Origin of the sequence: Paraburkholderia graminis (assembly GCF_003330785.1) — a bacterium.
Lineage (GTDB): Bacteria > Pseudomonadota > Gammaproteobacteria > Burkholderiales > Burkholderiaceae > Paraburkholderia > Paraburkholderia graminis.
This window is the reverse complement of sequence record NZ_CP024935.1, coordinates 669,920-681,147: the sequence shown is the minus strand read 5'-3', so window position 1 is coordinate 681,147 and position 11,228 is coordinate 669,920. Positions and strand designations below refer to the sequence as shown.

General features: G+C 61.9%; 9 protein-coding genes. 4 read left to right on the top strand and 5 right to left on the bottom strand.

Features of this window, described 5'->3' with window-relative positions; translation table 11 throughout:
• Nucleotides 1-4 precede the first annotated feature (4 nt).
• A complete protein-coding gene (locus CUJ91_RS21245) occupies nt 5-910 on the bottom strand; it encodes a LysR family transcriptional regulator (protein WP_006046546.1) in 906 nt (301 codons plus the stop codon).
• A gap of 146 nt (nt 911-1,056) precedes the next feature.
• Here CUJ91_RS21245 and CUJ91_RS21240 point away from each other — a divergent pair, with 146 nt between their 5' ends.
• The 3 genes from CUJ91_RS21240 to CUJ91_RS21230 are packed head-to-tail and all read left to right on the top strand — an operon-like array spanning nt 1,057 to nt 4,895.
• The gene (locus CUJ91_RS21240; protein WP_114158019.1) at nt 1,057-2,505 is read left to right on the top strand and encodes a M20 family metallopeptidase; all 1,449 of its coding nucleotides are present in this window, start codon (nt 1,057-1,059) and stop codon (nt 2,503-2,505) included.
• Entirely contained in the window at nt 2,502-3,794 is a 1,293-nt protein-coding gene (locus CUJ91_RS21235; RefSeq protein WP_114157048.1) for an MFS transporter, read from the top strand. The genes CUJ91_RS21240 and CUJ91_RS21235 overlap by 4 nt, the downstream gene beginning before the upstream one ends.
• Nucleotides 3,795-3,836: 42 nt before the next feature.
• Nucleotides 3,837-4,895 (top strand): serine hydrolase domain-containing protein, encoded by a 1,059-nt coding sequence (locus CUJ91_RS21230; protein ID WP_114157047.1) that lies wholly within the window; start codon nt 3,837-3,839, stop codon nt 4,893-4,895.
• Between the two features lie 66 nt (nt 4,896-4,961).
• Here the strand turns inward: CUJ91_RS21230 and CUJ91_RS21225 are convergent, their stop codons facing one another.
• The 3 genes from CUJ91_RS21225 to CUJ91_RS21215 form a co-directional block, all read right to left on the bottom strand.
• On the bottom strand, nt 4,962-5,753 hold the full coding sequence (locus tag CUJ91_RS21225; RefSeq protein WP_053859363.1) for an SDR family NAD(P)-dependent oxidoreductase: 792 nt from the start codon (nt 5,751-5,753) through the stop codon (nt 4,962-4,964).
• Between the two features lie 118 nt (nt 5,754-5,871).
• Nucleotides 5,872-7,230: a C4-dicarboxylate transporter DctA gene (gene dctA, locus CUJ91_RS21220; protein ID WP_114157046.1), complete on the bottom strand. Its 1,359-nt coding sequence runs from the start codon at nt 7,228-7,230 to the stop codon at nt 5,872-5,874.
• A 150-nt stretch (nt 7,231-7,380) separates the two neighbouring features.
• On the bottom strand, nt 7,381-8,547 hold the full coding sequence (locus CUJ91_RS21215; protein WP_006052121.1) for a mandelate racemase/muconate lactonizing enzyme family protein: 1,167 nt from the start codon (nt 8,545-8,547) through the stop codon (nt 7,381-7,383).
• 119 nt (nt 8,548-8,666) lie between these two features.
• Here CUJ91_RS21215 and CUJ91_RS21210 point away from each other — a divergent pair, with 119 nt between their 5' ends.
• On the top strand, nt 8,667-9,629 hold the full coding sequence (locus CUJ91_RS21210) for a LysR family transcriptional regulator (protein WP_107707530.1): 963 nt from the start codon (nt 8,667-8,669) through the stop codon (nt 9,627-9,629).
• 28 nt (nt 9,630-9,657) lie between these two features.
• On the opposite strand, the gene CUJ91_RS21205 is transcribed toward CUJ91_RS21210, so the two are convergent.
• Entirely contained in the window at nt 9,658-10,989 is a 1,332-nt protein-coding gene (locus tag CUJ91_RS21205) for an MFS transporter (protein WP_053859365.1), read from the bottom strand.
• Nucleotides 10,990-11,228: the final 239 nt, after the last annotated feature.

Sequence of the window (11,228 nt, the reverse complement as noted above, 5' to 3'; positions counted from 1 at the left end):
CAAGTCAGTCGACCAGTTGCGGGTCGTCAATCGCTCCCGTCAGCAACTGAAGAAACGCCTGCATCGCGACCGGCAACGATCGGCCTGCCATCGTCTGAATCTGAAGCGTGCGTTGATGCAATGCAGGGTTGCGAATCGGCAGCGCGGCGAGGCCGTCCGCGGCGAGCCGGCTGCGTACCGTCAGCAGCCCGGTCAACGTCACCGCATCCGTTTGGCGCACGAAGCTTTGCAGCGCCGGGTGATAGTTGCTCACGAACACGGGATCGAACACGAGCCCTTCGAGGCTGCATGCAATGTCGAATAGCTGACGGATCGTCACGCCCGTGTTGTTGATCGCGAACGGCCACTGCAGAAGATCCGCGAGCGTCACGGAGTCCTGCTTGCAAAGAGGATGATCGCGCCGCAGAAGCGCAAAGATCGGCGCGCGCTGCGAGTACACCACGTTGATGTCCTTCTCGGGCGCGATGCTGAAGCACACGGCGATGTCGGCGGTGCCTTCGCGTACGCGCTGCGTCGCGGCCGACGGCGCCGCCACGTCGAGCTGGAAATGCGTCGCCGGATGCGTCTTCAGAAAGCGCGCGAACACCTGCGGCAAGAAATGCGGCGCGACGCCTTCCGAACTCGCGACGCGTATCGTCGCGCGTCCGCCGTTGGTCAGCCCGCGAATTTCCTCGGTCACACGCTCGGCGTCGAGCAGGCTGCGCTGCGCGTGTTCGGCCAGCAAACGCCCCGCATCGCTCAATACCATGCCGCGCGGACGCCGCTCGAAAAGCGCCGCGCCCACCTCTTCCTCGAGCTTCGCGATCTGCCGGCTCAGCGCGGACACGGCCACATACAGCCGCGTCGATGCCTGGCTGAGCGAACCGCTGCGAGCCACCTCCAGAAAATAACGCAGTGCGGTGTTGTCCATATCGGTCGAGCTGCCCTTTGCCGTTTCGGCAACGATCGGTGCCAAATATTGTAATTGTCCACAAATATCGTCCACGCCAGGATTGCAGATAACGCCTCATCAACCGTTAGCGCCGCGGCGCGTCATTGCGCCATTGGAGAACCATGTTGACACGCGACACCGCCATCCAGCAGGCCACGGATCAGTACGACTCCGGCCGTTTTCTCGACGACCTGCAGCGCCGCGTCGCGCTTCGCACGGAAAGCCAGGAAGCCGACAGCGGCGCGCGCCTGCACGCTTATCTGCGCGACGAAATCACGCCGACGCTGACGCAAATGGGCTTCACCTGCCGCATCGTCGACAATCCCGCTGCGGGCGCCGGGCCGTTTCTGGTGGGGCACCGCCACGAGGGCGACGGCTTGCCGACCGTGTTGACCTACGGCCACGGCGACGTGGTGCGCGGCTACGACGCGCAGTGGCGCGAGGGCCTGGGACCGTGGCGCGTGACGATCGAAGGCGAACGCTGGTACGGCCGCGGCACCGCTGACAACAAGGGCCAGCACAGCATCAACCTGGCGGCGCTGCAAGCGGTGCTCCGCGCGCGCGGCGGCAAGCTCGGCTTCAATCTGAAAGTGCTGTTCGAAACCGGCGAGGAAGTGGGTTCGCCGGGCCTGCACGCGGTCTGCGCGCAGTTGCGCGACGAACTGGCCGCCGACGTGCTGATCGCCTCGGACGGCCCTCGCCTCGCCGCGCAACGTCCGACGATTTTCCTCGGCTCGCGCGGCCTCGTGAACTTCCGCCTCGACGTGAAGCTGCGCGACGGCGGCCATCATTCGGGCAACTGGGGCGGCTTGCTGCGCAATCCCGCGGTCGTGCTCTCGAACGCGATTGCGTCGATGGTCGACGCGAACGGCCGCATCCTCGTTGAAGGCTTGCGCCCGCCGCCCGTGCCCGACGCGGTTCGCCAGGCGCTCGCCGACATCGCTGTAGGCGGCAATCCAGGCGAGCCGGAAGTCGATGCCGACTACGGCGAGCCTGGCCTCACGCCGACTGAGCGCGTGTTCGGCTGGAACAATCTCGAGGTGCTCGCATTCCGTACGGGTAATCCCGAGAAGCCGGTCAATGCGATTCCGCCGCACGCGTTCGCGTACATGCAGATCCGCTTCGTGGTCGGCACCGATTGGGAAAACCTCGAACAAATCCTGCGGCGGCATCTCGACGATCACGGCTTCAGCATGGTCGATATCGACGTCGAACGCGGCATGCCCGCAACGCGCGTCGATCCTCTCGATCCGTGGGTGCAGTGGGCGTTGCGCTCGCTGCGGCAAACGACCGGCGTCGAGCCCGTGCTGCTGCCGAATCTCGGCGGCACCTTGCCCAACGACGCGTTCGCCGACGTGCTCGGCATGCCCACGCTGTGGATTCCGCATTCGTATCCGGGCTGCTCGCAACATGCGCCCGACGAGCATCTGCTCGGTCCGGTGGTGCGCGAAGGACTCGGCATGATGGCGGGGCTTTTCTGGGACCTCGGCGCGCGGGATGCCGACGCGCCTCATCGCGCGAGAGCTGGTGCATCGCAACTTCCACGAAACGTTGCACAAGGACAACCGTCATGAGCACCGATACCGCCACCGCAGCCGGCACAATCGCCGCGCCTGCATCGAACGCGCACCTGTCGCGTCTGATCCTCGCGACGTCCATCGGCAACGCGCTCGAGTTTTACGATCTCGTCGTGTACGGTTACTTCGCGACGGTTTTATCGCGGCTGTTCTTTCCGGCTCACGACAAGACCGTATCGCTTCTGCTGACGCTCGGCACCTTCGCGCTGTCGTATCTGGCGCGGCCTGTGGGCGCGCTCGTGCTCGGCTCGTTCAGCGACCGCAAGGGCCGCAAGGCATCGCTGACGCTCTCCATCGCGTTGATGACGCTCGGCACCGGGCTCGTCGCGCTGATGCCGCCGTATGCGGCGATCGGCGTGCTCGCGCCGATCGGCATCTTCGCGTCACGGCTTCTGCAAGGCTTTTCGGCCGGCGGCGAGTTCGGCAGTTCGACGGCGTTTCTGATCGAGCATGCGCCTCAGCGCAAAGGCTTCATGGCAAGCTGGCAGTTCTCAAGCCAGGGCGCAAGCACGCTGCTCGCGTCCGCGTTCGGCGCCGTGCTGACAAGTACGCTGACACAGGATCAACTCGAAGGCTGGGGTTGGCGCATTCCGTTTTTATTCGGGATGCTAATCGGTCCGGTCGGGCTTTATATCCGCCGACGCATCGACGAAACGCCCGAATTCGAGCGCGCCGAAAAAGCCGCCTCGCCCGTGCGTGAACTGCTGGCCACGCAGAAGTCGCGCGTGCTCGTGTCGATCGGCGCGCTCGTGCTGACCACCACGGCCAACTACATGCTGCTTTACATGCCGACGTATGCGTCGCGTCAACTGGGCCTCGCGCCGTGGGCGGGTTTCGTCGCGACCTTGCTGGCCGGCTTCATCATGATGGTGCTCACGCCGATAGTCGGTCACTGGTCCGACAAAGTGGGCCGCACGCGCATCATGCTCGGCGCCGGCGTGCTGTTCCTCGTCACCGTCTATCCGGCCTTCATGCTGATGAACGCGCATCCGTCGCTCGTGACGCTGCTCGCCGCCGTCGTATGGGTCGCGCTGCTCAAGGCGACTTACTTCGCGCCGATTCCCGCGCTGATGTCGGAGCTGTTCCCGACCCGCACGCGCACGACCGGCATGGCGCTCGGCTACAACATCGGCACTACCGTGTTCGGCGGCTTCACGCCGCTCGCCGTGGCGGCGCTGATCGCGGCAACCGGCAACAATCTCGCGCCGGGTCTTTATCTGATGCTCGCGGCTGTCATCAGCCTCGGCACACTCATATGGGCGCGTGCGCGGCTGAACGCGCGCTGATCGTCCAATCACGCTGAACCCGTTAATAGCAGGAAATCTGGAATGCAAGAAGATTTGCAACGAGCCGTGCAGTTTGCAGTTGAACATGAGTCGCTGTGGGATCGTCACGTCGACGGCGCATGGGGTGTGCATGTGAACGATCCGCCGCCGTGGAATCGCTTGCTCGGCCCCGTACACGATCGCGGGCCGGTGTCGGGCGCGATCGCCGTCGACGGCCGTGTGCTGACCACCTGGGGCGAACCCGATCGCGCGGACCTGACCTTCAGCGTCGCGAAGATGTACCTCGCGTTGCTCGCAGGCGTCGCGCACGATCGCGGCTTGCTGCCCGATGTGGACGAGCCCGTGCGTCTGCGCGTGCCGAACATCGGTTTCGATGACGAGCACAACGCAGCCGTCACATGGGCGCATTTGCTTCAGCAAACCAGCGAGTGGCAAGGCACCTATTTCGGTTTGTCCGACCAGGCCGATCACTATCGCGCCGTTAACTTCGCCGCACCGCCAATTGGCAAGAAGGGCGACTTGCGTCCGTTGCAGCGTCCCGGCACGTACTGGGAGTACAACGATGTGCGGATCAACCAGTTGTCGCTCGCGCTGCTTCATCTGTTTCGTCGACCGTTGCCCGAGGTCTTTCGCGAAGCCATCATGCGCCCTGCCGGCGCCAGCGAAAACTGGCAATGGGTCGGCTATGACAACGCATGGGTCGAGATAGACGGACGGCGCATGCAATCGGTGCCGGGCGGCACGCACTGGGGCGGCGGCATGTCGGTGAGCGCGAACGATCAACTCAAGGTCGCGCAGATGCTGCTCGACGAAGGCGTGGCGAACGGCCGCCGTGTTCTGTCGCAAGAATGGATCGCGCGCATGCGCACGCCTTGCGCGATCGCGCCGTTTTACGGCTATCTCGTGTGGCTCAATACGGACCGGAAGGTGTTTCCGAGCGTGCCGGCATCGAGCTATTTCGGCGTCGGCGCGGGCAGTTCCTTTACGTGGATCGAGCCCGAGCGACGCATGACCGTTGTGGTCCGCTGGTTGAATCCGGCCGCCGCCAACGAGTTCTTTGGACTGGTGCTCGATGCGGTCGATGCCGTCCACAGCGCGTGACATGTTCCGCCGCGAATCGCGAAGTCGAAGTGCGCAGAGGCCGGCGCGATGCCGGCCATCTGTCGTCTAGAACGCGCTTTTGATAACGCCTCCATCGGCGCGCAACGAAGCGCCGGTCGTGGCCGACGCAAGCGGACTGGCGATATACGCGACAAGGGACGCGATTTCCTGCGGCGAACCGAATCGCTTGATGAGCGATGTGGGACGCACCTTCTCGAAGAACTCCTTCTCGAATGCTTCGAACGATTTGCCGTCGGCCTTCGCGAGCGTCTCCACGAATTCGCCCACGCCGCGCGACTTGGTCGGCCCCGGCAGCACGCTGTTGACTGTAATCCCGGTGCCCGCGACGGCTTCGGCCAGCCCGCGCGAGACCGCGAGCTGCGCGGTTTTCGTCACGCCGTAGTGGATCATTTCGGCGGGAATCTGCACGCCGCTTTCGCTCGAAATGAAAATAATGCGCCCCCAGTTCGCCTGCTTCATCGCGGGCAGATATAGGCGGGCAAGGCGTACGCCGCTCAGCACATTGACGTCGAAGAAACGCTGCCAGTCGGCGTCGGGAATCTCTTCAAACGGCTTCGGCTCGAAAATGCCCAGGTTATTGACCAGAATTTCGACAGCGGGATAGCGGCGCGCGAGTTCGTCGGCTGCGGCGGCCGTGCTCAGGTCGCCTGCAAATCCGACCACGTCGCCGCCGGTGTCCGCTTTCAGTTGCGCGACCACTTCATCCACCGACGACTGTGAGCGGCCATTGACGATCACACGAGCGCCTTCCTGCGCCAATGTGCTGGCGATCGCGAGGCCGATGCCGGCCGTGCTTCCGCTAACCAGCGCGAGTTTGCCTTTCAGGTTCAGGTCCATCAGCAATTTTCCTTTTCCGTGGATGAAATAGAAATGACGGCATCCGGTGTTGAACAACCGGATGCCGTCGTGCTGATATTGACATACTCGCTATCTATCCGCGCTCGCCTCCACTAACTCAATGCGCGTTCGAACCAACCGGCGCTTCGCTTGCAGACGCTGGTTCCGCGGCCGGATGCCCGGCCGACCGCAAGTCTTCAATCTCGTCGATGTTCTCGCGATTCAGCACCACACGGGCTCTATCCATATCAAGCTGCCCTTCCCAACGCGCGACCACGACAGTAGCGACGCCATTGCCGATCAGGTTCGTGACCGCACGCGCCTCGTTGAGGAAGCGGTCGACACCGAGCAGTAATACGAGCCCTTCGACGGGAATCTTGTGCATCGACGCAAGCGTCGCCGCCAACGCAACGAATCCCGCTCCCGCGACACCCGCTGATCCTTTTGACGTCAGCAACAGCACGGCGAGTACGAGCAACTGGTCCCAGATCGACAGATGAATGTTCATGGCCTGCGCGATGAACAAGGCCGCCATCGTCAGATAAATTGCAGTGCCATCCGCATTGAACGTGTAGCCGGTCGGCAGCACCATGCCGACCACCGGACGTGAGCATCCCATCTTCTCCATCTTGATGAGCATTTGCGGCAATACGGCTTCCGTCGACGCCGTGCCAAGCGTAATCAGAATTTCGTCCTTGATATAGCGAAGGAACTTCCAGAGCGAAAGTCCGCATAGCCGCATCACGAAGCCAAGCACCACAACGACAAAGAAAATCGACGTCAGATACAGGCAAAGCATCAGTTCGCCGAACGACGCCAGCGTGCCGATACCGTACTTCGCGATCGTGAACGCCATGCCGCCGAACGCGCCGATCGGTGCAACGTACATGACGATCCGCACCACCCCGAACATGCCCTGCAAGAACATGTCGAGCATGTCGACAAACGGCGCGGTCCGTGGACCGAGCTTGGCAAGCGAGATGGCGAGCAGGACAGAGAAGAAAATGATCGGCAGCATTTCGCCGTTTGCGAATGCCCCTACAATGCTGTTCGGAACAATGCTCATGAAGAATTCGAGCATGCCGTGTTGCTTCGCCGCGTGCGTGTAAGTCGCGATTGCCGCGCCGTCGATATGCGACGGATCGACGTTCATTCCGCTACCCGGCTTGATGACATTGACGACTACCATTCCAATCAAGAGCGCAATCGTCGATGCAACTTCAAAGTAAACAACGGCCTTCACGCCGACCCGCCCCGCTTCATGAAGATCGTTCATGCGCGCAATGCCGACCACGACAGAGGCAAAGATGATCGGTGCAAGCAGCATCCGGATCAGCTTGATGAAGAGATCGCCCAATGGCTTGAGTTGCGAGCCAATGTCCGGATAGAAGTGCCCCACGAGGATACCGGCGACGATGCCGATGAGAACCTGCACGTAGAGCTTCGAGACGATTTTCCTGCCTTTCGATACCAGCATGTCTGTCTCCTGTGACTGGCGTCTTCTGGAAAGAGGACGTGCGGCCACAGCGGAGCAACCCGCCCTGGCGACCACGGCTCGCTTTCGCCTTCGTTGTATTTTTTATGTGTGCACCGACGGGCGCCGCCGATGCATTTTTACTGCGACGTTTTATACGGACAGCTTGCGCATTTCGGCGATCAGATCGGACTTACCTTCGAAGCCAATACCCGGCAAATCCGGCATCGTGATGTAGCCGTTGTCGACTTTGACGCCATCGGGGAAGCCGCCATACGGCTGGAACAGGTCCGGATACGACTCGTTTCCGCCGAGGCCGAGTCCAGCCGCGATGTTCAGCGACATCTGATGGCCGCCGTGGGGAATGCAGCGGCTCGGCGACCAGCCGTGCTGACGCAGCATGTCGAGCGTGCGCAGGTATTCGACGAGGCCATAGCTCAACGCGCAGTCGAACTGCAGCCAGTCGCGGTCGGGACGCATGCCGCCGTAGCGGATCAGGTTGCGGGCATCCTGCATCGAGAACAGGTCTTCGCCGGTTGCCATCGGGTTGTCGTAATAGTTGCGCAGCGTGGCTTGCAATTCGAAGTCGAGCGGATCGCCCGGCTCCTCGTACCAGAACAGGTCGTATTGCGAGAGCGCTTTCGCGTACTGAATCGCGGTATCGAGATCGAAGCGGCCATTCGCGTCGACGGCGAGTTTCTGGCCGTCTTGCAGCACGCTGAGAATCGAGTCGATGCGGCGCAGGTCTTCATCGAGCGACGCGCCGCCAATCTTCTTCTTCACGACCGTATACCCGCGGTCGATATAGCTGCGCATCTCGTCTTTCAGCTTCTCGTGATCCTGGCCGGGGTAGTAATAGCCGCCCGCCGCATACACGAAGATCTTGCGATCCGGCTGGCCATTGCCATAGCGGTCCGCGAGCAACTGGAACAGCGGCTTGCCTTCGATCTTCGCCACTGCATCCCAGATCGCCATGTCGATCGTGCCGATTGCAACCGAGCGCTCGCCGTGACCGCCGGGCTTTTCGTTGGTGAACATGGTCGCCCAGATCTTGTGCGGATCGAGGTTGTCGCCTGCATCGTTGACGAGAGAGGCAGGGTCCGCTTCGAGAATGCGCGGAATGAAGCGCTCGCGCATCAGCTTGCCCTGGCCGTAGCGGCCGTTCGAATTGAAGCCGTAGCCCACCACCGGCTTGCCGTCGCGGATCACATCGGTGATGACGGCGACCAGACTCAGCGTCATCTTGCTGAAGTCGATATACGCGTTGCGGATCGGGGAACTGATCGGAACGGTCTTTTCGCGGATTTCAACGATTCTCACGGCACAGTCTCCAGAGTTTTGGCAGAGGATTGGGATACGTCGATTGCAATATGTGACGTAGCTTAATCGCCGGAAACGCTGCTAAACTGCACTTCGATTCATTTCATTTTTCACATTCGGTGAATACTGCCACCCAACCCGCCACCGACTTCGAGTTTTTCATTCTGCTTGCGAAACTGCGGAGCTTGTCCGGGGCAGCGCGAGCGCTCGATCTGTCGCCGCCCGCCGCGACGAAGCGACTCGGCGTGATCGAGCAGCGCCTCGGCGTGCGCCTCGTGAATCGAACCACACGAAGCGTGAGTCTCACGCCCGAAGGCGAAACGTATCTGCGATATGCGTCGCAAATCGTCGGGCAAGTGCGCGAGATGGAAGAGGCGATTTCAGGAGCGAAGCGCGACCCGCAAGGTCTTTTGCGCATCAACGCGACGCTCGGTTTTGGCCGCACGACGATTGCGCCGCTCGTCTCGGAGTTCGCGAAGCGCTTTCCGGCCGTCGAAGTTCAGTTCGAAGTAACGGACCGTCCCGTCGATCTGGTCGAAGGCGCGTTCGATATGGCAATACGATTCGGCGAACTACCGGACAGCCGGCTCAGCGCGCGGCGCATCATGAGCAACCGCCGCTTTCTCTGCGCATCGCCGAAGTACCTGGAGAAGTACGGCACGCCCGAGCGCGTTGAAGATCTCGCCGAACACCGCTGCATCATCCATCGGCAAAACGACGATGCGTACGGCGTCTGGCGCTATATCGTCAACGACCATATCGAGGCGATCAAGGTAAAAGGCGCGCTGTCCAGCAACGACGGCGACATCGTGCTTCGCTGGGCATTGGACGGACACGGAATCCTGATCCGCTCCGAATGGGATCTGGCCAAGTACGTGCAGAGCGGACGACTCAATCTCGTGCTGCCCAACACGGTGCTTCCATCGGCCGATCTGTTTGTCTATTACCCGCGGCAGAAGAACCAGACGGTTCGCGCGCGCGCCTTCATCGACTTTTTGGTCAGCCGGTTTCAGGCGCCGTTCACGCCGGTCGAGACAGGCGTTCAACCGCGCGAACGGAATAAACGAAACGCGCGCAAATGATGGCGACGTGGCTAGTGCCCAGAGCCACTCACGCCGTCGCTTGCTCTACTGCGGCCACACTCTGTCTGTTTTTATCCATGAACAGAACGGCTATCGTGGCAATCACCGCGGGCGCGGCAATGGCGACGAAATTCAGCTTCAGCGGCAACGCCATTTCCATCAGAATGCCAATGATGATCGGCGCGAGAATTGCCCCGCTTCGTCCAAACCCCGATGCCCAGCCGATTCCCGTCGATCGGATCGCCAGCGGATAAAACTGCCCCGCATATGCGTAAGTGAGAATCTGCGTACCGATCGTCGACGCACCGGCGAGTCCGACCACGAAGAACAGTACCGGCGTCGGCATCTTGAACCCGAGCAACGTGATCGACACGGCGGCGAGCGCATACATGCAAGCCAGCACATGCTTGATGTTGAAGCGATCCGCGAGCCACCCGCCGCCGATCGCGCCGATCATCGCGCCGAGGTTCAGCACCAGCACGAACGTCAATGCCGAACCCAACGTGTAGCCGGCGCTCGCCATCAATTTCGCGAGCCACGAACTCAGCGCGTAGACCATGAAGAGGCACATGAAGAAGGCGATCCACAGCATGACGGTGCCGAACGCGCGTCCATCCTGGAACAGCTTGCCGATCGGCGTCGCGCGCGCCGTGCCGCCATCGGACAAAACGAAGCGGTCGCCTTCCTGCGGAACGTAATCGGGCACAAGACGCGCGGCGATGGAGCGCAACGCGTCGGTGCGGCCCGTGCGAAGCAGGAACGCCATCGACTCCGGCATCATTCGCAATACGAACGGAATCAGCAGAACCGGCAGACCCGCGGCGATGAACACGGACTGCCAGCCGAAGCGCTCGATCAAGCCTTTGCCGAGCAGCGCCGCCAGCATGCCGCCGACCGAATAGCCGCTGAACATCAACGTCACCATCGTGCTGCGGATTTTGCGCGGCGAGTACTCGGACATTTGCGCGACCACGTTGGGCATCACACCGCCGATACCCAATCCGGCGACGAAGCGAAACGCGCCGAACGTCACCGGGTCCCTGGCGAAGCCGGCCGCCGCGGTAAAGACGCTGAACAGCAAAACGCAAGCAGCGATTGTCCAGCGCCGGCCGATACGATCCGCGATTGTGCCGAAGATCACCGCGCCGAACATCATCCCGAACAACGCGGTGCTGACCATGAAGCCGGCGCTGGTCGCCTTGATGCCCATCTCCTTCATGATCGACGGCAACGCGATGCCCGCGACCGCCAGATCGTAGCCGTCGAAGATGATCACCAGCGTGCACATGGCGAGCACGATTGCATGTAGACGCGTAAAGCGCGCGTCGTCGCCAAGCTTGTGAATGTCGATGTGCCGCATGTTGGTTCTCCTTGAACCGGCTTGAACGAGGCGCACGCGCACGGCGTGCCAGGAACAGGTGTAGCTGGCGGCCTGATTGGGATTGCCGCTCGTGTAAGTGCCCTTGGCGGGATACATGCGCGGCTGTATTGCCGTTCGTTAGTTCGATGCACGCGGCGGCAGCGTTAGCCGCATCGCCAAACCCGCTCGTCCCGAGTGAATGCACTATAGAGCACATTTAACATGCACCATAATGCTCG

Bases quoted from the DNA above. Each gene is read 5' to 3' on its own strand.
- CUJ91_RS21245 (WP_006046546.1), bottom strand. From the start codon at position 910: ATGGACAACACCGCACTGCGTTATTTTCTGGAGGTGGCTCGCAGCGGT.
- CUJ91_RS21235 (WP_114157048.1), top strand. From the start codon at position 2,502: ATGAGCACCGATACCGCCACCGCAGCCGGCACAATCGCCGCGCCTGCA.
- CUJ91_RS21230 (WP_114157047.1), top strand. From the start codon at position 3,837: ATGCAAGAAGATTTGCAACGAGCCGTGCAGTTTGCAGTTGAACATGAG.
- CUJ91_RS21225 (WP_053859363.1), bottom strand. From the start codon at position 5,753: ATGGACCTGAACCTGAAAGGCAAACTCGCGCTGGTTAGCGGAAGCACG.
- dctA (WP_114157046.1), bottom strand. From the start codon at position 7,230: ATGCTGGTATCGAAAGGCAGGAAAATCGTCTCGAAGCTCTACGTGCAG.
- CUJ91_RS21205 (WP_053859365.1), bottom strand. From the start codon at position 10,989: ATGCGGCACATCGACATTCACAAGCTTGGCGACGACGCGCGCTTTACG.